The following is a 20842-nucleotide window of genomic DNA, read 5'->3' on the forward strand; positions in this document are numbered from 1 at the left end:
CCATAAAGTTGGACTCATTTCTAAGCGGCTGCCAAGGCCTGATTTCGATACTGTATCGGACTCAGGCCTTTTAGTTTCAGTTTAATACGCTCATTGTTGTAATAGTGGATATATTCTTTAATGTTTTCAATAAGATCATTCACGTCTTTAAACGTTTCGTTGTGGTACATCTCACTCTTCAATATGCCGAAGAAGTTCTCAGCAACCGCATTATCTAAACAATTTCCTTTTCTAGACATACTTTGTTGCAATCCTTTTTCCTTAAGGTGATTTTGATATTGTTTGTTTTGATATTGCCACCCTTGATCTGAGTGTACAACTGGCTTTTCATTTGGCTTCAACCTAGCAGTTGCTGTTTTAAGCATGTCAGTTACCAAAGGGAGTGCAACGGATTTTCTGACTTCGTAACTGATTACCTCTTGGTTGAATAGGTCAATCATAGGCGATAGATATACCTTCTCATTATCCACTTTAAACTCCGTCACATCCGTCACCCATTTTTGATTTGGCTTCTGCGCAGTAAACTCGCGGTTAAGCGTATTTTCTGCGATTTTACCCACTTCACCTTTATAGGATTTATAGCGCTTAGGCCTTACTTTTGACTTGAGTCCTAACTCATTCATCAACCGTTGAACGCGCTTATGATTAACAAGTACTCCCATTGCTCTCAGGGCACTCGTAATTCTGCGATAGCCATATCGCCCTTTATGCGCGTGATAAATATCACGTATTTTTACCAGTAAATCATTGCTTGCACAGGGTTGCTTACAAGTAGTGCGATGATAATAGTAAACACTCTTTGGCAGCCCTATAGCCTTTAAAAGGTGTCGTAAGCTATGCTTTGCCTTGAACTCTTCGACGACTATCGTTTTGTCTTTGCTTTTTTCTTTCTGGCTTGAGCCAAGGCTTCTAACTTTTTTAGCACATCATTCTCAGCTCGTAAGTATGCTAGTTCTTCTCGTAACTCCTCCTCAGTCATTTGCTCTACTAGTTTTGATGAAGAAGAATTATTTGTCATGAATGGCTTACCTTTTCTCTGTGGTTTAAGACGTGATATACCATCACGAGCATAAAGCTTTTGCCATTGAAAAAGAATGCCTGGGGACGATAAATCGAAGAAAGCACTGGTATAACCGAGTGACCAACTGTTTGCTGTCATCGTTTTTAACACTTCAGCCTTAAATGCTAGAGAATAAGGTTTGTGAACAGACCTGAAGCTTTCAGCGCCATGAATTCGATAAATAGCGGTCCAATATCGGACCTGCCTATCTGTAACATTAAATCTGTTACTTACCGCCGAAGAGCTTTCAGACAAAGCGAGTTCAGCTATTTTGAGCTTGAAAGCTCGGTGATGTTTGGACATAAAAAGACCCCCAGTAATTGGAATGTCCAACTATTGGGGGTCACTTCAATATTTAGCGGCTTTTTTATTGTTGAGGTTGTCTTGTCCTGAAATGTGTTTACACATTTAGGACTTATTTTATGAAAACCACTAAAACTAAAGACGTTAAGCGTACTCAACGAGATTATACATTAGGCTTTAAATTATCCATTGTTGAGCAAGTAGAAAAAGGCGACTTCACATATAAACAGGCGCAAAGTCATTACGGTATTCAAGGTCGTAGCACCGTTCTGGTATGGCTGCGAAAACATGGTAAATTAGATTGGTCTAAACCAACTTATATAGCCAACATGCCTAAATCAAAAGAAACCCCAGCACAAAAAATTAAACGTTTAGAGCGCGAGGTAGAGGAGTTACGCCTAAAGGATTTAATCAAAGATGAAATGATTAATATTATGGATGAAGAATATGGAGCGGGTTTGCGAAAAAAGTACATATCCGAGCTATCACGCGCGCAAAAGAAAACCAGCAAGTAAAGCTTACTCCTTTATGCCGTGCATATGGCATAACGCGACAAGGTTACTATCAAGCTATGCGCAGAATAGATTCTCGGAATAAAGCGTTGAAGCCAGTCAAAGAGTTAGTGATGTATTGGCGGCAATTCATGCCTCGTATTGGTGGGAAGAAACTTTATCTGATGATAAAGCCAGAGCTGCAAGAGCGTGACATTAAACTAGGCCGAGATTGTTTTTTTGACTATTTGAGAGAGCATGACTTGCTTGTAAAACCAAAGAAAAATTACACTAAAACAACAAATAGTAATCATTGGATGCACAAGCATCCCAATTTACTAAAAGAATACAAACCTACTGCGGCCGAGGAAGTCTTCGTTAGTGATATTACATACGTAAAGTCATCGCAAGGCGTGCATTACCTGTCGTTAGTCACTGATGCTTATAGTCGAAAAATAATGGGTTATGAGCTCAGTGATGAAATGAAGGCAACTGATGTAGTCAAAGCGTTAGAGATGACGATTAAGCAGCGGGTGTATAAACGTGATGCTATTCATCATTCAGATAGAGGTTTACAATATTGCTCTGAAGTATATCAAGGTATGCTATTAAAGGAGGGAATTAGGCCATCTATGACCGATGGATATGACTGTTATCAAAACGCATTAGCTGAGCGTATTAACGGGATATTAAAACAAGAGTTTCTACTGTATAAATGTCGTAATATGGCAGAGTTAAAAGAGCTCGTTGAAGAATCGATATTTATATACAATGAAATGCGACCGCACTTAAGTTTGAATATGAAAACACCAAATCAAGTGCATAAAAAAGACCTGGCGCTTTCGCACCAAGTCTTTCATTAAAACCGTCAACCTATTTCAGGACGGGACAGGTTATTTAGCTAAGGCGACTACTTTTGCCAAATGAATCACTAAGCATTGGGAGCTAATATAGATAAACCAGTTTATATAGCGCACCTGAGGATAAAAACCTTGCCCTTGGTTACCATAAATCCAAAAAGCTCCAATAATAGCATCAGCCAATGCAGCAAGTAAAAGCCCTAAGCTCACCCACATTATTGGTTTAGGTGCATAAAACCCACCATAACCAACAACCAACATCAGACCCATAAGCCCCACCGCAGTTACCACAACACTATAAAAACCTGTCATAGCTAAAATTGTTATACCAGCTCCATCAAGGTACATAGAGGCGAGTGACGTAGCACTTACAACCAGTACCGCAACTATGAAACAGGTGCTTTTTAGTCGCGATATAGCTTGCTGCCTTTTATAGGCCAACACACAGGCTAAAAATAGAAGGCTGTAGCCAGGTGCAAAAAATAAAATTGAATCAATTAAGTAGTCATGCTTTATTAACGTTGCATAGCGATGATAGTGCTGGGATAAGTTAAAGTTAATTACATCCCCTACTGTGCACAGCATTAAAGCTGCGCTACATAGAACCGCAAGAAAGCATAACTGCTTATCTTTAAAATGGTTAAATACCCAAGTAGTCATTGCCACACTATTAAACATTAGTAAACACAGCGAGCTCACTGTTAATAGCAATAAAATTTCTTTATTGTTAGGTGATATTAGCCCTATCAAAAGTACAACTAAAGCACATAGCCAAGCAATAAAAGAAATAACCTGATGAAGGTGTTTTATAGATAAGGAATTGATTGCACTAGCCAAGGTTTAAAATTAATAAACTTAATTTAGCAAATTATTATCGCTTAGGGTTTATTTTTTTATGCTCTGCTTGCATTTCTTTTTGTGTTTTTAGCCGACATTGTGCTAACTGCTCAAGTCGAATAGCTCTAATTGCCGCCAAAGGGTCATCAGCACTAAGTCCACCAGCATCATAGGTGTTTTGTTGATTTATTACTTTATTATCATCTTGTTTAGTATGCATATTATTCTCACTTGGGACTGTTTATCGATTTTAGGCGCGGTACATCGAATAAAAAAGTGCTTAAACACTGCACGATTTAGTTGAAAAACACCTGACACCCTGTACATTAGGAATTACTAATATTAAGAGGTGTATTATGCGCATTATTTTACTTTTTTCCAGTTTATTTATTTCATCCGCTGCTTTTCCTAGCAATACCGACGAGGCACGACAAACCATCAAGGCATTTTCAACTGATTTAAAACAGGTGCTGGTAAGTACTATGAAGCAAAGCGGGCCACTAGCGGCAATAAGTGTATGCAATACAGCAGCACCCGCTATTGCTTCACAACACAGCAACAGTCCTTGGCAAATTAGCCGCAGTGCTTTGAAAACTCGTAACTCAGATAATCAACCCGATGCATGGCTCAAAAATGTTTTATTAAACTTTGAACAACGTAAGCTCAATGGCGAGCCGGTAGCAAGCATAGAATATCAAGAGCAAAGACCGGATGGCTGGTATTTTGTAAAAGCGATCCCTACTCAAAAAGCGTGTTTGGCATGTCATGGCAGTCACATTGCCCCCGCAGTTTCTAAAAAAATAGCGACTTTATACCCTAATGATCAGGCAACTGATTTTAAACTGGGTGACATTCGTGGCGCCTTTATCGTTAAAAAACCGATTAAAAAGCACCAACAGTAATTACGTCATTAAGCATTCGCTGCGTTTCGTTTTTTGTGGGCAACATATAAAGTATACGGCAACATTACGAGCTGATTTAATATGATAGCTAATATTAGCGCAAACAATAACGCACTGGTGGTTAAAGGAATACCTAACTTAAAGTTATCAAGTGTATTTTGTAATCTGTCGAAACGCTCAGGGGAGAATATATACAGCAATTTTTGCACTAAATTACCTTGCTCGAATAGCTTCATACCTTGATTTAAGTCAGCAAATAGCATCAAGGTTTGCTGTTTTTGTTCTGCATCTGCTCTAACACTCGGTTCAGTATTTGCTAAATGACGATTTATCATTGCTTGTATACTAGAAAATTTATATTGCTTTGCTGTGTTTGCATAGCCATCAACTTGCCACTTGGTCGCATGATACAAGCCCGCTAAATGTTGTTGGTAATGATCACTCAACTGCGGTAGTTGCAATGAAATAATAAAAGTACAAGCAAATATTAATTTATCAAGTATGTTAACGATCATCATAATTCCTTGTGCTAATCTGATTTAAACGTATAGATGGTGTTTAAGGCCAGTTGACCTTTTAAGGTTAAATTTGCAAGGACCTAGGTATGTCACAATAAGATAGTTAAGTAGTATTGTAGATAGGTAGTACCATCACCCTTTGCTCAATCGCTTCGCAAGCACTAGTATTCTCTACATAAGCTCAAAAACCATAATACTTAACGTGATAAAGTTTATATAGGTATGGTTTCAATAGCAAAGCGCTTAAAGTGTTATAGGTATGCCCCTACCTCACTGTTGCCAAAATAGCAACAACTTTATAGATAAACCGGAGCTTATAACTGAAAAAACTTACTATAACCAGCATAAAGCATTAATTATCTCTCCTAAATACCCCCTTTAATTCTAGTGATTTTTACACTATATTAAAAGATAATTAAGTGTCTGTTAATATTGAGAAAGAGTTTGTGGAAACGAATAGCAATAACACCACTGTTGAAGATCAGCCAACCGATGACCAAAAGAAGTTTTTCCTCGATTTACTTCCTGGGAAGATGATCGATATACAATTTAACAACCCTATTCAGGTTCGCTTTAAGCTTACTTTAATTGGCTATGACACCGGTAAATATTTAATATTAAAATACCCTGCTCAAGCAGGTAAGAATGATTACAGCGATATTTTAGTTGAAGGCAATGGCGCTATTGTCCGTTATATAATTGAAGATGAACGCGGTGAATGTGTGGCTTTTTCAACCAGCATATTAGCAATTTCATTTCGCCCTGAACGCTTAATTTATTTAGCTTACCCTAAAAAAATTGAAAGCCGTCAGCTGCGAGAAACAAGCAGGCTACCAACTCATATCCCAGCTAAAATAAGTTTACACAAAGGTGATGTAGACGCCGATAGTAAGAGCTTATTGCATGGGTTAATCATTGATATTTCACCCAGTGGCTGCCGCTTTGCGATACATGTGAGCTCTGGATTTGTTGCGCTAAAAAAACGCCAAGTATTTGTGCATATTTTGTCACCTATAGACAATAAGTCTGTCATAGTCACGTCCTATATCAGAAATAATCAAATGAAGGGTAATCGCCTAAGTGTTGGTATCGAGTTTGATGCATCAGAGCAAACGAAGCTAAATGAGCTACTCGAAGCGTATTCAATTGATATAGATTAGAAAAACCACAAACGAATTAAGGCTAACATATGCTTGGTTAGCCTTTATACCCACTGTTTTATTACTCTAAAATTTTTAGAAACCGCTCTGTTCTAGGTAAGTAATAGTTATCGTAATCAAGCGATACAATCACACGCTCGGCTTTACCTAGTAGTTCATCACGTGGGATGAGGCCTATTACTCTAGAATCGGAACTATTATCGCGGTTATCACCCATAGCTAAATAGTAATGTTCAGGAATTGTTATTTCATCAAAGCCCGACAAACGTGATGGTATATTAGCTACGCGGATTGAATGCTTATAACCATTTAAGTTTTCTATTTTATCTGAAGAAGTCGTATTACTTTGCAAATTTGTGTAATTAAGCTTTTTACCGTTGATGATGAGTTCATTATTTTCAAGTACAATAGTATCTCCAGGTACACCTATTACTCGCTTAATCAAGCGGTTATCCGCTACTTTCGAGTCAAATACAATAATATCGCCAGTTTGTGGGTCCGCCATTCTCAACAGGGATACATGCGTGAATGGTATACGTAAATCATACGCCATTTTATCGGTAAGGATTCGGTCGCCTTCTTCAATAGTCGGCTTCATTGAACCTGTTGGTATTTCGTACCAATCGGCGACGGCACTACGGAACACACTCATTAAAATAATAAATACAATTAAAGAGCGATTATTTTTCCAAAATTTATAAAGTCGCTTCATCTTTTGTCTCTGCTATGGGTTAAGTGTTTATTTGACTGTATAAACGCAGAGCCGTTCAAAGGAGTGTGTAACAAAACATGTTTAATGATAGAGACATGGATAAAACATGTCTCTAAAGATGGTTTACTGCTGATTTAACTTGTCTTTCGCTTCTTGTACTTTTGCAAAATCAAGCCCTAATTCATCAGTAGCTTCTTTAATCAAATGCGGTTGAGTCATCACCACAGCCATTAGTTGCTGAAGCTTTTCAGGTGGTATGCCCAGCTCTTGCACTAATGCCATAGCCATCATTGGGTTTTGGGTAAATGCTTCAAACAACGCGGCTACTTTTTCATCACTAACGTTGTGCTCTTTTAATATTGCAATAATTGGATTCATTATTTGCCTTAATATTTTATAGTGTTCACTAAATTATATGGGCGCACAGCCTAATTAACAATATTAATCCTGCTATGCTCATGTACGTTACTCAACCAGCAACACCACTTTACCGGAATTTTCGTTGCGCTCTAAAATGGCATGAGCCTCACTAGCTTGCTGCCATGACATGGTTTTATAAATATTAAAGTCATAGTTCTGGTTGGCAATATCATCATAAAAACGCGCGACAAATGCATCTCTCAGAGCTCGTTTAAACTCAATACTGCGATTACGTAGCGTTGATGCATGAAACGAAATCCGCTTTTGTAATAAACGTGCAAAGTCCACCTCTGCAAAGCGCCCGTCTAAAAATGCCAGCATAATAATCTGACAATCCATTGCAGCCACCATGGCATTTTTATTTAAATAGCTACCAGAAACAGGGTCAACAATTGCGTTTGCAGTGAGCTTATGTGATTTCATATACTCAACAAAATCAGTGGTTTTATAATTAATTACGTGGTCAGCACCCAACCTTTTAGCATGTTCACACTTTTCATCCGACCCTGCGGTAATCACTACTTGTGCACCAGCACTTTTTGCCATTTGAATAGCTGCACCACCAACACCACTTGCACCTGCATGAATAAGCGCCGTTTGCCCTGATTGTAACTTGCCTAATTCAAATAGCGCACCAAAGGCTGTTAAACACACTTCGCTTATAGCGGCACCTTGCGCCATAGAGATATGATCAGGCAATATAATTAACTGCTGCGCATCTACTGCGACATATTCACTGTAAGCGCCACCAGCACATAAAGTAAAAATACGCTTACCGAGCCATTTAGGGTCTACCTCACTGCCAAGCTCACACACGGTGCCTGCACACTCAAGTCCTAAAATAGGGCTATCCCCTTCAGGGGCAGGATACTTACCTTGACGCTGCATACAATCAGCGCGGTTAACCCCAATCGCTGCCACTTTTACCAGCACTTCATTGTTATTAACCTTCGGGTTATCGGTTTTCGAAAACGCTAACTGCTGCTCATGATGTGAAATATACTGCATAAGTCTCCTTGTATTGGATTTATTTGATTTTTCGCCACACTTCGGCTTCAACTAGCTGGCCATTTTCTGTAAGAGAATGATGCCACACATTCCCTTCAACTTTATAATCAAAAGCCATGGTTTTACCCATCAATGATGCAATATTGCCATACTTAAAGGTTTCAATAAATTGTCCATCGGTTAATTGGTACTGGCCACCACCAGCATAACTAAATTGGCCATTTTTTTCTGTAATATAGCTAAAATGTGATGCGGTTACTAATTTGACTGAAGTTATCTCTGGGGCTTTAGCAGTGACAAACCCATTTTCTACCGCATATTTCCCTTGAACAAACTCCCACGTACCTAATAGAGGATTGGCAAATACAGAGCATGGCAATAAAACTAAGCAAACGAATAGAGTAAATTTCATCGTAATCCTTATCGTGTTAACTGTGCCTGAAGAAATCAACTCAGCGTTGATTTACTGACATAGTGTTAAAACGCCAGCTTTGTTTATAAGGATATACATCCGGAAGCTGGCCTTGCTCAATTCCTTGCTGAGTCAATTGCCAGTATTTTGCCGTAAATAAATCATTGTGGTATTGATTAAAGTGGTTAAACGCGCTGCTACTGGCACTAAAAAACACCTTAAATTGACTCGGAAAAATATCATTTTGGTCAATATCAAAATAGCTGTGTGAGCTTAATTCTTCTAAAGCGTTTTGCGTATTTGGCACGTCTCTAAAATTACAATCGGTGAGAGGGCAAATTTCATCATAATCATAAAATACTACTCGCCCCCAGCGTGTTACGCCAAAGTTTTTCATCAGCATGTCACCAGCAAAAATATTGGCGCTGGCAAGCTCTTTTATCGCTTTACCATAATCAAGCATCACTTGCTGAAGTGATTTACTATTACATTGATTGATATACAGGTTTAGCGGTGTCATTTTTCGCTCAACGTAAACATGCTTTAGAATTAAGGCTTTGCCGGAAATCACTAAGCTATCACCAATGTGTTTTTTCATTTGTATTAGCAGTTCATCACTAAAGCGACTTAAGTCAAATGCAAGGTATCTAAATTCATGGGTATCGACTAAGCGCCCTACTCTGTCGGCTTGTTTTACAAAGTTATATTTATCTTTTACTTGTTGTTTTGTTGCAGTTTTTGGCGCACTAAACTTATCTTTTATCACCTTGTAGACATAATCTAGGCCGTCAATAGTAAAAACCAGCATCACCATACCTGGAGTCCCTGGCGCTAAATGATACATGTATTCCTCGGGACTACTTTTAGTAGTATCTACCTTATAGCGATAAAACTCGGTTTTGGCATGTTTTATGAAACCAATCGCATTGAATAATTCAAACCGTTGTTTGTGAGGCATTAACACACTGAGGTAATCAACATAACGGGCAGGTTGGTCGGTATCGACCATAAAATAGGTACGTGCGAAGCCAAATAATAAGCTTAGTTGATCAGCCCCCATCATTACAGCATCAATTGTAAGCCCATTGGGGGTATTTAAAATAGCAATTGCAAAGGGCATGTTATCTCCATTTTTGGCAATACATCGCCCTATGACATAACAGGCCTTATTACGATAAAAATGCGAATTAGCGTATTCAATATAACCGTCATTTAAGTTTATTAATTCGTATACTTGTCGACATTGCTGCTGAGCACCTTGCGTTAACGTTGCTTGTAGCTTAGCTAAATCACTACTTAAATCTTTAAAGGGGACTCTAAACACTTGCTCATTTAATAAGGCTTTAATTGCCTGATCAAACCCTTCTTTTAAGGAGATACGACTTACAAGCCCTTCATAGGAACGCGGCTGCCCTCGGTATTTTGCTTTTAATACAAATAAGTGAACTGTGCGAATTTTTTTATCATCCCAAATAGCGCCAAAAGTAGAATTAAAAAATGTATGCGCAATGGGCTGGTTTTCATGCTCTTTTACCATCTCACCATAAATATTTTTTGCCCGTTGCCATGTTTGAGGGCAATTCAATTCATCATAAGCAATCACTCTAACGGCTTCACTAACTTGCTTTACTTGGCGTTCATACACTTGTAAGCGCTCTCGCATTGCTGCTTGCACCTCATGGTACTGGCGTTGTTCAAAGCGACTTTGTGCCCCTAAAGTGATATTTAAAAATTGTGCAAACATAGCCTCAAAGCCTGCAAATATCGCTCGGGCTAACTTAGTGGCGATAACAGATTGTACCGAATTATGTTGAGAGGTTAATGGCGTGCTTGGCATGATTTAGGCGCTTCTATTTTTAGCAATTATGCTGATTATTTTTTATTAGAGGTTTACACCTTAGCAAGCACACTTTAATTTAGGTAATTAATACAGCAAATAAATAAAATTGATCATATGAATATAAGAAATGTCGACCTCAACTTACTCGTCTATTTAAATGTATTAATAGATGAAAAAAGCGTATCAAAAGCGGCTAATAAACTCGCGCTTACCCAACCTGCGATGAGTAATGCGTTAAAACGTTTAAGAGATTTATTTGATGATCCTTTGCTAGTGCGAGCTGCGGGCTCTATGACTCCCACCGCCAAAGCGCTGTCGCTTAAACCTGAAATTGAAGCGCTGCTTAAAATGGCCGAAGAGATCACCCAACCAAGCGAGCAATTTAACCCAGCGACTGCACAAGTTACATTTCGTATTATGGCAAACGATTATTTAGAGTCGACCCTCATCGCCCCCTTTATTTGCGAGCAACTAGCTAAAAACCCAGGAATTGACTTTGATGTGCTAAGCCCCAGCGATGTAAATTTACAAGATATGGAAAAAGGCACAATTGATTTGGCAATAAATCGCTTTAATGGCCTGCCGCGCTCTTTTCATCAGGCTACTGTATGGCGAGATAACTATTGTTGTTTAACCCACCCAAATAATGTTTTTTTAACGGATGCTAACTTAAATCATTACCTAGATAGCGAGCATATATGGGTTAACCGCGCAGGATGGGGGCCAGAGCCCGCAGTGACCAATAAATCAGGGAAACAAAAATTAGGCTGGGTAGATGAAGCTTTATGGCAATTAGAGCAAACCCGTAAAATACGTGTATTTACTCGTCATTACATGATTGCCAGCTTGCTGTGCCAATCTGAGCAACTCATAGCAACGCTGCCGCGTCGTCAAGCAAAACTATTAACCAGTCACACTAATTTAGTGATTAGCCCAGTACCATTTCAAGTCGTGCCCATAGAAGTAAAAATGATTTGGAGCCCGTTATTACACCATACACCGGCGCATCAATGGCTTAGACGTGAGTTATTGGCGTTCGCGAATACAGTGGTTGATAGGTAAAACATTAAAATATTGATTAAATCAATATCAGTTATTGAAAACAACAATTTCATTAATATTACACTTAGCGCTACAGTGAAGTTAAGCCAACAAACTAAGAGTAATAATTATGCAAACATCAGCAAGCTTCACACAACAAGATGGGTTATTCATTGATGCAAATTTACATCACTTCATTGAACAACAATTATGCCCAAATACGCCGCTTGAGACACGTCACGTTTACCAGTCACTTGCCACATTAGTTGATGAATTCGGCTGTAAATGTCGTAAAAATAAACATCAAGAAAACGATATTCTCGACGTAAACACTTTATTAAGTGCCTATCAACGTAAAAGCCACCCTCATTGCCATGTTGATGCACAAACAACTGAAGCCGTATTAGATGAATACTGCTGTCAAGTACCTGCCATTATTGTAGTTGCGTTAATGGATACGCTCAGTGGCACTGTATGTGACGAGCCAAGTGCACATGAGCTTTATCACAGAGCAGCAGAGCTAACAGAGCGTCCATGTGTTCATCGTCAAGCAACCACTAACGCTTCAGCAGCTTAACAATGCAGTTGTTTAAAAGTGCTCGATAACCTTATTAGCAAATTGTTTGCAGCTTAAGGTTGTCGGGTTATGACTTGATTGGGCTAGATCAAAAGTTACCTGCCCACTGGCAAACGTCATTTCTAAGGCGTTTTCGATTAAACATGCCGCTTCATCCCATCCCATAAATTTTAGCATTAGCACTGCGCTTAATAAGCTACTACTTGGGTTTGCCTTATCTTGACCAGCTATTCGTTCGAACGTGCCATGAGTTGGCTCAAAAAACGCTACCTCTGTATTTAAATTGGCAGCAGGCATGATCCCTACCCCCCAACCTGTGCGCTGAGCATATCGGCTAAAAAGTCACCATTTTGATTTGTGGTAGCCACCACATCAAATTGCGCAGGATCCATCAAGCATTGCTGCAACATATTATCGGCAATCACTTCTTTAATAATCAAGGGGGGTAAATTGGTTCGTTGTATTTCAAGCCAACGGCCATTTTCATGTTCTTTGGCATTATATTCTTGTTTTGCAAGCGCAAAGCCCCAGCGTTTAAACGCCCCATCGGTAAACTTAAGAACATTACCTTTGTGCACTAACGTAAGTGACTCTCTCTCATTTTTAAGGGAATAATTAATGGCAAAGCGTATTAATCGCTCTGACCCTTCTTTAGATATATTTTTAATCCCTATACCACACTCTTGAGCGAAACGAAGACGGGTTACGCCCATTTCTTCACACAAAAAATCGAGCACTTTTTCACTTTCAACACTTCCCGCCTGCCATTCAATTCCTGAATATACGTCTTCACTGCTGTCGCGCAGCACGGTAATGTTAGTGGTAAAGGGATTTTTTAATGGCGAGGGTAAAGCACTAAAGCCTTTTATCGTGCGCATATTAACAAATAAATCCATTTCATGGCGAAGCGCAACATTAAGAGAGCGAAAGCCACCGCCTAAAGGTGTGGTTAGCGGCCCTTTTATAGCAATTTTGCATTCACGTACCGCATTAATGGTTTCTTGAGGGAACCAGTCGCCATCATAAAGCTTGGCCGCTTGTTCACCATTATACACCTGCATCCAATGTATCTTTCGTTCCTTGCCATAACAATGTTCTATGGCGGCATCCACTACCTGACGCATCACTGGCATAACATCTAAGCCAACCCCATCACCGTCAATATAGGCAATAATAGGTTGTTCGGGTATATGCCACTGTCCTTGGCCATCAATGTGAATATTTTCGCCATTGTCTGGCACCTTAATATGTTGATACTGCATACGCCCTCCTACAAGAGAATATATTTAAGCATGCATAACCCTACTTGTCTTTATAACAAAGCGTATACCGGCTATTCAACGATAAAATGTAATGTTTAAGGTGCTTTTTGAACGGTTAAAATAACGTCAATCGCATTGAGGAGAGCCTCAACTTGTTGAATGTCGAAAGCGTCAGGTGAAGACTTTAAGTTTGTTTCAAAGTCAACAGCCTGTTGATACAACGCTTTACATTCAAACATTCCAGCAGTGCCTTTGATCATATGTACGCTGCGTGCAAAACCCGTTATATCACCGTGCTCAAATTGAGACACTAACGTGTCTTTTTGTATATTTAACCCTTTAATATATTCTTGCTTGAGTAGTGCAAACTCCTCATCGGGCAGCTTAATGTTCTCGCATATATCAATATCAAGGTAACTTGCAATTTTACTACTAAAACACCTTCTATCTATAGGTTTGGCAATGTGATCGGTAAAACCTTGTTTTAAATAGCGATCAATTTCATGCTTCATCGTGTTAGCAGTGAGCGCCACAATAGGTGTTGTTACCCCTGTTGCTTGCATAATATTAATTGCTTGCTCACCATCCATAATTGGCATTTGAATATCTAATAAAATTAAATCGAAGCTTTCATCCATCGTAGCTTGCGCTGCATCTCGACCATTTTCAACAGCGACAACGGTTAACCCCATCCGCTCTAAAATCCGCTTAATAAGCTGACGATTTTCTGGATGGTCTTCAGCCACAAGTACTCTACCCACTAAATTTCGCTGACTATTATTTGAAAATAGTTCTTTAGTTTGTGGCTTACGTATATCGTCGAATGTGTTAACCCATTGTGTATGTTCGGTTGTATTTAACTCCATAGAAAAACAAAATTCACTACCGCTTCCGACCACAGAAAATACGGTAATATCGCCATTTAGTTTAGTTGCTAAGCTTTTTGATATATTTAAGCCAAGGCCAGTGCCACCGTATTTACGAGAAATGGACGAGTCAGCTTGATGAAAAGGAGTAAACAAGTCTTTTTGCTCACTTTCAGTCATTCCAATACCCGTGTCTTTTACTTTAATTATTAGCTGCTTTTGATTGCAACCCACTGTGAGCTTTATGTAGCCTTGGGTAGTAAATTTAAGTGCATTGGTTGCTAAATTTAATAATATTTGTCTAAGCCGAGTTGGATCTGAGACTATCCAATCTGGTAATGGGAATTGATAATCAACTTGAAACTTTAAGCCTTTATCGCGGATTTGTTTTCCTAATAATGATTCAATTTCAGCGATAGTGGCAAACAAATCCGTTTCAACTAATTCTATCTCTAAACGGTTAGCCTCAATTTTCGACATATCCAAAATATCGTTAATTAAACCAAGTACATGACGACTATTTTGTAAAATCACCCTGATCCCATGATTTCTTTCATGAGGCTGTATATCACCTAAAATTATCCCATCAGCATAACCAATAATAGATGTCATTGGGGTACGAATTTCATGACTCATGTTAGCTAAAAATCGACTTTTGGCTTCACTTGCATCACGAAGCTCCTCCGCCAATTGTTGTAACTCTTGAGTGCGCAGCTCAACCTTGTGTTCCAAATTTTTAGTCAGTTCAACATTCTGATGATGCAAAATACTGAATTTATTTGCGACAGCAAAAGCAAGTAATACCGCATCGAGCGCTGTGCCAATAAGCCCAAGTAAATAGAGATCCATTTTTATTGGCTCAATAATTCCTAGATTAGTTAAATTGCCAACCATATTAGGAATGGCCATAGCCAAATAGGCGAGAACAAAATAGCGAGCCGGCTTAAAGCCACTGATCCAGCTTCGTATACCAACAACCATACCTAGAGATAAAGTTGCCCCTGTCACTAAAGTGGCCCAAATAAAGCCAAAACCAGGCCAAATCATTGCAAAAGGTGCGCCTGCTGTGGCAACAATGCCTAGGTAGATTGATAATCTAGATAACTTAGGAGACGTGTCTTTTAATTTAAGTAAGCTGTTAAAAAATAAAATATTTGTGATGGGAATTAAAGTAAAACCTAACCAATGAAAATGGGCATTGTAAAAACCAAAAATTTGGTCTGGTATATGAAAAAACTGACTCCAAGCCAACACCCAGCATGCTGTGAACATGGCGTAGTACAAATGGGTTTTATCTCTATCACCCAAGTAAATAAGAAAATTGTATAAACCTAATGCAATACCAACCCCAAAGCACAGCAGCATAATCATATTGTCTGATGTTTTTCTTACAAAAAAATCGTCATAAGATGAAAGCACTAATTTTGGTGGAGTATAAAAATATTCACTTTGAAATTTTGCAATTAGTACGTAAGAACGATTAGGCGCCAGCTTAACTTTATTCCCATAATGAAATGCAAACTCATTTGGGTAAAGCCCCCCAGTGACATACTGCTTTATTGGTTCATCAAAGTTCGATATATCATAAATCCGGGTTTCGATTTTTGAAAGTAACGTGTTATACGGATAGAGCACCAGTTCATCTAAGTCTGTTTTATTTTCAAGTGCTATGACAAACCAAAAACTACCACCAAAAAACGATGTTCTTGATTGTGATTGTTTATCTTCAAGCCACATTTCTATTTCACTGTGGTTACGGGGAAAAGTACCACTCGTTACCTGAAATACATGACCCTGACCGAGCAAATCAGTATCTTGTTGTTTTAAAGTATAAACAATAGGAGCGAGTGTATCTGCCGGCGCTAAATTGCTAAAGCACAAAAATACACAATATAAAAATAGCTTTAGAACTGCCTTCATTGGCATACTTCGCACCTTAATTTAAAGACTAAAATTAAAACTGATAACTAACATCTAAACCAAAACGCCTGCCTTCACCTTTAAAGTCTTCAAGCATGCCAAGGAAAGAGCTTAAATCAAATTTTAAGTGACTATATTGCGTACCAAAGAGGTTTTTCCCCCAAATAGCAATCGCCCAGTTATCATGTTGATAATGTATGTTTGCGTTAAAAATACTATAGCCATCTTGCATAGCATAAGGGTTTTGATTCTGATCAAAATAATAGTCGGATTGATAATCAACTAATAATTGCGTTGTTAGTGGGTGATTCGCCAACTCAAGCGTGTATTCAATGCCTGCACTGAGGTTCCATTTTGAGGTAAACGGCAAACGATTATCTGTTAATGCGTTACCTAAAGGATCAACATATTCTTCAAACTCTGCATGGGGTATATAACCCATAGCAAACTTAACATTCAAATCATCGGTCAGCCAATACTCAAAATCAGCCTCTAGGCCATATATAATCGAATCTGCCACATTTTCTAATAATTGAATAGGCGGGCTCTGATCAGATACTGAAGGCTGATTCATAAACACCTGTTGATCATTATAATCATAATAAAATACAGCCCAATTAAACCGCATGCCCAACTGTGGCCACCAAGACTTTGAGCCAATTTCATGTGAGTTCAATCGTTCTTTTTGATAATCAGCAAGCTGTGCTTGTTCAACCGATGATAAAAACCCACCGTTATAGCCTCCGCTTTTTGCGCCATTAGCAAATCGATAATAGGCATAGGTCGCATCATCCAGCTTAACGTTCACAGCCAACTGACCAGAAATGCCATTATCTGATTGCTCTCCCTGAACACGATAAAATGGCACCTTAACTCCGGTTAAATCGTTAGGGTCTAAAATAATATTAAGCTTGGATGTTGAGTCGTAATCTAAAGACTCATAAGAATAACGAAGCCCAGCGGTAATTAGCCAATCTTGGTTTAATTGATAGTCAAGTTGGGTAAACGCTGCAATGCTCTTTGTTTTTATCCTATTATCATAGAAAAAAGTAGCGGTTAAATCTGTCTCTAAAATGCCTCGATAATCTCGCAAAATATCATTTACATTGTCTTGAATAATAGACTCATCAGCATAATAAATTCCCGTTGTAAGAAAATGCTCTGCGAGCTGAGATTGCAACCGAAACTCTTGCGTTACTAAATCAGTATTTAAACCTAAGTTGCCTTCACATAACCGTGCTGGAGAGCCATCACAGTTAAAGGCATGATCACGCTTTAACTTGTTATAGCTAGTTAGTGAAATAAGCTCATTGTGTGTATCCAATTGCCAATTAACATGGGCACTAACCCCCTTACCATCGGTTTTATGTGGCGAATGATTATTAACGCTTACTGTATAAAAATCATCACTGCCATCATTAAATCCAAAGTTATCAAAACATGTGGTTGAACCTGCTTGTGCTGGCGAGCATCGCTCTCCTGTTAATGGGTTTGCAATAACCCCAATACTGCCAACAGGCTGAACTATGCCATCCCAATCGGAAATATGCCCTTTTATCAACAACTGCACAGTGTCAAAGTCAGCTAAAAAAGATACTCGACCATTTGTTTGCCGCATGCCCGCTGTTGGTGAATCAGCAAAAATATTGTTTGTAGAATAATCATAATTTTGATGGTTTAGCGCAACACGAACGGCTGTGTTTTCTCCAATAGCTGAATTAAACATAGCATCAACACTGGTCGCGTTGTTATTAGCAATACCAGTACTTAAATAACCACTTTGTTCAAACTCAGGGCGTTTAGAGCGGATTAAAATAGCCCCGCCAGTGGAATTTCGACCAAATAAAGTTCCTTGAGGGCCACGCAAAATATCAATCTGCTCAATATCAAATAAGTTTACAATTTGGTTACTGGCAGAGCCCACGGCTATATCATCCACATACATCGCCACCGGCGATGTATTAGCTGTGTTATAATCAACTAGCCCTACGCCACGAATATTAACCGCTGGTGGTGTGCCTTCCGCTGCGTTTTGACTAATTTTTAAATTTGGGGCAAATACAGATAACTCTGTTGAGTCTTTAACCTGTTGCGCTTTGAGATCGTCCCCTTTTATTGTGCTTACAGAAATGCCGACTTCTTCAATTTTTTGCGCTCTTTTTTGCGCATAAACCTCAATGATTTCCATGTTCGGTTGGTCATCACTTTTACCCTCTACCACTACCTTCGCCTGCAGTGGCAGTAAAAAGCCTGGTAAGCATACCAACCATATATTTTTATTGAGAAGCTTGCCTTTATTTTTCATTTCACGTGACCTTTGCGCTAAATAAATGTAAACAACATGTTTAACTATATACTAATCAACCGATTAAAGCTGTGCTGGAAGAGTATTTTAATTTTTGATAACTGCAAATGCATTTTCGCCACTAATGTGTTGTGGGTAACCCACCATTGCTCTGGCTGTTTGCATACCTGCCATAACAGCCGCTTCAACACAACCGGCATTAACACCCGTTTTAATCCAGTCTCCGGTAATAAAAAGATTCGTAAATTTTGTTTCATCTGTCGCCAGTCGATACTTACTTGAACCAGCAACTGACAAAACATAACGCTCACTTGGATCAACGTTTACTCGCCAGTATTGAGCATTTAATCGTTCATCCCCTGATGACGATATTTCATATAATACAGACCAGTCAAACTCATTATTTTGATATGCAAGCGGCCATAAGGACTGCATGTTTTTTTCTAGTATTGCTTCTAAGTTTACTTTTACTTGCGATTTAACCTGAAGAGGAAATTGATGTTCACTTTTTGGTGGATAATACTCACAAGGAAAAACACTGCAAAAATAAGCAATGTTTTTAGGAGGACAATCAGTAGGCCATTGCTCTTTGTCGACTAAATTCATCATTGCCGCCCACGTATCAAATGGTTCGCTAAAGCCACTTAGAATTGGGCCTTCTTTGCTCTTTGGAATATATTGCCAGCCTAATTGCTCGTCTGTTTTATTAAGCCATAGCTGGGCAGCTTGGGTTGCCACCGTTTTGACTTGCTTTGCTTGTGCTGCAAATTTAGTATCCCATGCTAATAATGAAGGGCATACATGCTCAAGTGACGCCACAGATACACCCAGCACAATTCTGTCAAAATCTTCTTTGTAGTTTAATTTTTTTATTGGCAGTGGCTGCCCAAAATGGTTTTCGTATTGAGACGGCCAGTCTGACCAAAAAGATTCTAAATTAATATCATGCTGCTTCAATAGTGCGGCTTGTTCACTATTAATTTGCGCATAAAGTGGTTCACTTGGCCAACAAGGTAGTTTTTTAACATTAACCAGTGGTTGATACTCTGCGTCTGAGAGCAAAGAAACCTGTTGCTGAAGCTCAATGGTCTCAACAAAACTCTCTCCTTGCTCATTTAGGCTGGGAGTCAGGTTTTGCAATTGATGAAAATACTCAAACTTAACCCCTCTTTTCTTTAGTAGTTCATATAAGGGAGCAAAGATGACATCGCCCATCCCCGCTTGCATTTTCCACATGACCCCTCCGCGGTAACACAGCGCGATGCGTAACATAGCAAGTGATGCGACACCAGCCTCAACATTGGGCTTACTTAGGTCACCCGCAGGGTACGCAAACACCAAATCATAAAACCCTCGTATGGGCGCCGAATTAGCACTGTATTGCTCGCTTGCCCCATTTCTTATAAGCCATTGCCTAAAATCAAATTTATTTATAACCTCAAACCCATCTCGATATACTTTGTCTTTTACCAAACCAACTAGCATTGCGATAGCAAGGTCTGCGCAAATATATAATCGTCTAAGCTGCGCATTATTGTCTAACAACTCAATCATTTCGCTATTAAGCCAGCGCTTTAGTTTTCTAATTATATACCAAATAACAAGGCCATCTTTTTTCTCATATACTTGGGGGTTTAATGTATTGTCGGCGTGTGCAAACTTATTTAACGTATTAATTAGTAAGCTTGGAGTAGAAGCAACTTCACTCGAATATTGTTTTATATCATCAGCAAATTGTTGCCAAGCATCTTCTGTATCATCAACCAAATCTGTTATTTGTTGGTGCAGATGCCGTAATAAAGATTGATCTCGTGATTTTTTTGTACTTAGTTGTATATTTTTGTTGGCTTTTTTTGCTGCTGACTGTAAATCAAATATCCACTTTTTTAGCCAAGCTAGGGTCATTTTAATAAAATCCCATGGCGTTATATCTAAACTTCCATCAGCAGGGTTCCCAGGAAGTAATGGGAAATCAATTGGCCATGTTTGCCATTGGCCATCAATATATTCTTCTAAGGCTATAAAGCTATGCGGTTTTAATGCTTGCTGCCATGTAGATAAAGGTGAATCGGCTGGCCGTTGTAACTTAGTGTAAACCGTTTCTATAGTTTTAAAGCTATTCACATAAGCACCAAACCATACATGTAAGCCATGCTCTTCAATACGCTGCCCGCTGGCCGCATTACGACCACTAGCCCCTTTTCCACCTAAGCGCCAACCTTGCTGGTATACAGTGATAGCTCGATGCTGTTGCCAGTCACTTTGCTCAGTCAAATACAATGCAGCAGTCATTGCTGATACACCGCCACCAATTATCACAATTTTTTCTCGGTTCATGGTAAATCCTT

Annotated in this window: 18 protein-coding genes and 1 pseudogene; 5 read left to right on the forward strand and 14 right to left on the reverse strand. The window is 39.0% G+C overall.

The window, feature by feature from the left end; all coding sequences use genetic code 11:
* Positions 1 to 20: 20 nt before the first annotated feature.
* Both AC0L7Q_RS08360 and AC0L7Q_RS08365 read right to left on the reverse strand, forming a co-directional pair.
* The gene (locus AC0L7Q_RS08360; RefSeq protein ID WP_409425569.1) at positions 21 to 866 is read right to left on the reverse strand and encodes an IS3 family transposase; all 846 of its coding nucleotides are present in this window, start codon (positions 864 to 866) and stop codon (positions 21 to 23) included.
* Positions 863 to 1363: a transposase gene (locus AC0L7Q_RS08365; RefSeq protein ID WP_409423191.1), complete on the reverse strand. Its 501-nt coding sequence runs from the start codon at positions 1361 to 1363 to the stop codon at positions 863 to 865. Before AC0L7Q_RS08365 ends, AC0L7Q_RS08360 begins: the two co-directional genes overlap by 4 nt.
* A 119-nt stretch (positions 1364 to 1482) precedes the next feature.
* On the opposite strand from AC0L7Q_RS08365, the gene AC0L7Q_RS08370 reads away from it, so the two are divergent.
* Positions 1483 to 2717, forward strand: a protein-coding gene (locus AC0L7Q_RS08370; protein WP_409423192.1) for an IS3 family transposase whose coding sequence is annotated in 2 segments (ribosomal slippage) — positions 1483 to 1834 and positions 1834 to 2717 — 1236 coding nt in all. Because the reading frame shifts where the segments join, the coding sequence is not laid out codon by codon here.
* Between the two features lie 30 nt (positions 2718 to 2747).
* Here AC0L7Q_RS08370 and AC0L7Q_RS08375 read toward each other — a convergent pair.
* Both AC0L7Q_RS08375 and AC0L7Q_RS08380 read right to left on the reverse strand, forming a co-directional pair.
* Entirely contained in the window at positions 2748 to 3374 is a 627-nt protein-coding gene (locus AC0L7Q_RS08375; protein ID WP_409423193.1) for a hypothetical protein, read from the reverse strand.
* A 211-nt stretch (positions 3375 to 3585) separates the two neighbouring features.
* Entirely contained in the window at positions 3586 to 3771 is a 186-nt protein-coding gene (locus AC0L7Q_RS08380; RefSeq protein WP_409423194.1) for a hypothetical protein, read from the reverse strand.
* Between the two features lie 136 nt (positions 3772 to 3907).
* On the opposite strand from AC0L7Q_RS08380, the gene AC0L7Q_RS08385 reads away from it, so the two are divergent.
* Positions 3908 to 4453 carry a Tll0287-like domain-containing protein gene (locus tag AC0L7Q_RS08385; protein WP_409423195.1) on the forward strand — a complete coding sequence of 182 codons (546 nt, stop codon included), beginning with the start codon at positions 3908 to 3910 and terminating at the stop codon, positions 4451 to 4453.
* Between the two features lie 8 nt (positions 4454 to 4461).
* Here AC0L7Q_RS08385 and AC0L7Q_RS08390 read toward each other — a convergent pair whose 3' ends face one another.
* On the reverse strand, positions 4462 to 4968 hold the full coding sequence (locus tag AC0L7Q_RS08390; RefSeq protein WP_409423196.1) for a DUF2937 family protein: 507 nt from the start codon (positions 4966 to 4968) through the stop codon (positions 4462 to 4464).
* Positions 4969 to 5390: 422 nt separating this feature from the next.
* Between AC0L7Q_RS08390 and AC0L7Q_RS08395 the strand changes: the two genes are divergently transcribed.
* Positions 5391 to 6131 (forward strand): flagellar brake domain-containing protein, encoded by a 741-nt coding sequence (locus AC0L7Q_RS08395; protein WP_409423197.1) that lies wholly within the window; start codon positions 5391 to 5393, stop codon positions 6129 to 6131.
* A 61-nt stretch (positions 6132 to 6192) separates the two neighbouring features.
* On the opposite strand, the gene lepB is transcribed toward AC0L7Q_RS08395, so the two are convergent.
* The 5 genes from lepB to aceK all read right to left on the reverse strand — a co-directional run bounded on the left by lepB (position 6193) and on the right by aceK (position 10520).
* Positions 6193 to 6843, reverse strand: coding sequence for a signal peptidase I (gene lepB / locus AC0L7Q_RS08400; RefSeq protein ID WP_413402217.1), 651 nt, complete (start codon positions 6841 to 6843; stop codon positions 6193 to 6195).
* Between the two features lie 123 nt (positions 6844 to 6966).
* The gene (locus tag AC0L7Q_RS08405; RefSeq protein ID WP_008113615.1) at positions 6967 to 7221 is read right to left on the reverse strand and encodes a DUF2999 family protein; all 255 of its coding nucleotides are present in this window, start codon (positions 7219 to 7221) and stop codon (positions 6967 to 6969) included.
* Between the two features lie 87 nt (positions 7222 to 7308).
* The gene (locus AC0L7Q_RS08410; RefSeq protein ID WP_413402219.1) at positions 7309 to 8271 is read right to left on the reverse strand and encodes a zinc-binding dehydrogenase; all 963 of its coding nucleotides are present in this window, start codon (positions 8269 to 8271) and stop codon (positions 7309 to 7311) included.
* 19 nt (positions 8272 to 8290) lie between these two features.
* Positions 8291 to 8683 carry a hypothetical protein gene (locus AC0L7Q_RS08415; protein ID WP_409423201.1) on the reverse strand — a complete coding sequence of 131 codons (393 nt, stop codon included), beginning with the start codon at positions 8681 to 8683 and terminating at the stop codon, positions 8291 to 8293.
* A gap of 40 nt (positions 8684 to 8723) precedes the next feature.
* Positions 8724 to 10520 (reverse strand): bifunctional isocitrate dehydrogenase kinase/phosphatase, encoded by a 1797-nt coding sequence (aceK, locus tag AC0L7Q_RS08420; protein ID WP_413402222.1) that lies wholly within the window; start codon positions 10518 to 10520, stop codon positions 8724 to 8726.
* A gap of 117 nt (positions 10521 to 10637) precedes the next feature.
* Between aceK and AC0L7Q_RS08425 the strand changes: the two genes are divergently transcribed.
* Positions 10638 to 11585 (forward strand): LysR family transcriptional regulator, encoded by a 948-nt coding sequence (locus tag AC0L7Q_RS08425; protein WP_413402224.1) that lies wholly within the window; start codon positions 10638 to 10640, stop codon positions 11583 to 11585.
* A 109-nt stretch (positions 11586 to 11694) separates the two neighbouring features.
* Positions 11695 to 12141: a hypothetical protein gene (locus AC0L7Q_RS08430; protein ID WP_413402227.1), complete on the forward strand. Its 447-nt coding sequence runs from the start codon at positions 11695 to 11697 to the stop codon at positions 12139 to 12141.
* A gap of 12 nt (positions 12142 to 12153) precedes the next feature.
* Here AC0L7Q_RS08430 and icd read toward each other — a convergent pair.
* The 4 genes and pseudogenes from icd to AC0L7Q_RS08450 form a co-directional block, all read right to left on the reverse strand.
* A pseudogene (gene icd / locus AC0L7Q_RS08435) lies at positions 12154 to 13403 on the reverse strand (NADP-dependent isocitrate dehydrogenase).
* 95 nt (positions 13404 to 13498) lie between these two features.
* Positions 13499 to 16195 carry a 7TM diverse intracellular signaling domain-containing protein gene (locus tag AC0L7Q_RS08440; protein ID WP_409423205.1) on the reverse strand — a complete coding sequence of 899 codons (2697 nt, stop codon included), beginning with the start codon at positions 16193 to 16195 and terminating at the stop codon, positions 13499 to 13501.
* Between the two features lie 28 nt (positions 16196 to 16223).
* Positions 16224 to 18494, reverse strand: coding sequence for a TonB-dependent receptor (locus AC0L7Q_RS08445; protein WP_409423206.1), 2271 nt, complete (start codon positions 18492 to 18494; stop codon positions 16224 to 16226).
* A gap of 87 nt (positions 18495 to 18581) precedes the next feature.
* A complete protein-coding gene (locus AC0L7Q_RS08450; protein WP_409423207.1) occupies positions 18582 to 20831 on the reverse strand; it encodes an NAD(P)-binding protein in 2250 nt (749 codons plus the stop codon).
* Positions 20832 to 20842: the final 11 nt, after the last annotated feature.

Source organism: Pseudoalteromonas sp. KJ63-1, assembly GCF_055808145.1.

What these genes read in the sequence shown, in the direction of transcription:
- AC0L7Q_RS08365 (WP_409423191.1), bottom strand. Translation starts at nt 1,363, where the DNA reads ATGTCCAAACATCACCGAGCTTTCAAGCTCAAAATAGCTGAACTCGCT.
- AC0L7Q_RS08375 (WP_409423193.1), bottom strand. Translation starts at nt 3,374, where the DNA reads ATGACTACTTGGGTATTTAACCATTTTAAAGATAAGCAGTTATGCTTT.
- AC0L7Q_RS08380 (WP_409423194.1), bottom strand. Translation starts at nt 3,771, where the DNA reads ATGCATACTAAACAAGATGATAATAAAGTAATAAATCAACAAAACACC.
- AC0L7Q_RS08385 (WP_409423195.1), top strand. Translation starts at nt 3,908, where the DNA reads ATGCGCATTATTTTACTTTTTTCCAGTTTATTTATTTCATCCGCTGCT.
- AC0L7Q_RS08390 (WP_409423196.1), bottom strand. Translation starts at nt 4,968, where the DNA reads ATGATCGTTAACATACTTGATAAATTAATATTTGCTTGTACTTTTATT.
- lepB (WP_413402217.1), bottom strand. Translation starts at nt 6,843, where the DNA reads ATGAAGCGACTTTATAAATTTTGGAAAAATAATCGCTCTTTAATTGTA.
- AC0L7Q_RS08405 (WP_008113615.1), bottom strand. Translation starts at nt 7,221, where the DNA reads ATGAATCCAATTATTGCAATATTAAAAGAGCACAACGTTAGTGATGAA.
- AC0L7Q_RS08410 (WP_413402219.1), bottom strand. Translation starts at nt 8,271, where the DNA reads ATGCAGTATATTTCACATCATGAGCAGCAGTTAGCGTTTTCGAAAACC.
- AC0L7Q_RS08415 (WP_409423201.1), bottom strand. Translation starts at nt 8,683, where the DNA reads ATGAAATTTACTCTATTCGTTTGCTTAGTTTTATTGCCATGCTCTGTA.
- aceK (WP_413402222.1), bottom strand. Translation starts at nt 10,520, where the DNA reads ATGCCAAGCACGCCATTAACCTCTCAACATAATTCGGTACAATCTGTT.
- AC0L7Q_RS08425 (WP_413402224.1), top strand. Translation starts at nt 10,638, where the DNA reads ATGAATATAAGAAATGTCGACCTCAACTTACTCGTCTATTTAAATGTA.
- AC0L7Q_RS08430 (WP_413402227.1), top strand. Translation starts at nt 11,695, where the DNA reads ATGCAAACATCAGCAAGCTTCACACAACAAGATGGGTTATTCATTGAT.
- AC0L7Q_RS08440 (WP_409423205.1), bottom strand. Translation starts at nt 16,195, where the DNA reads ATGCCAATGAAGGCAGTTCTAAAGCTATTTTTATATTGTGTATTTTTG.
- AC0L7Q_RS08445 (WP_409423206.1), bottom strand. Translation starts at nt 18,494, where the DNA reads ATGAAAAATAAAGGCAAGCTTCTCAATAAAAATATATGGTTGGTATGC.
- AC0L7Q_RS08450 (WP_409423207.1), bottom strand. Translation starts at nt 20,831, where the DNA reads ATGAACCGAGAAAAAATTGTGATAATTGGTGGCGGTGTATCAGCAATG.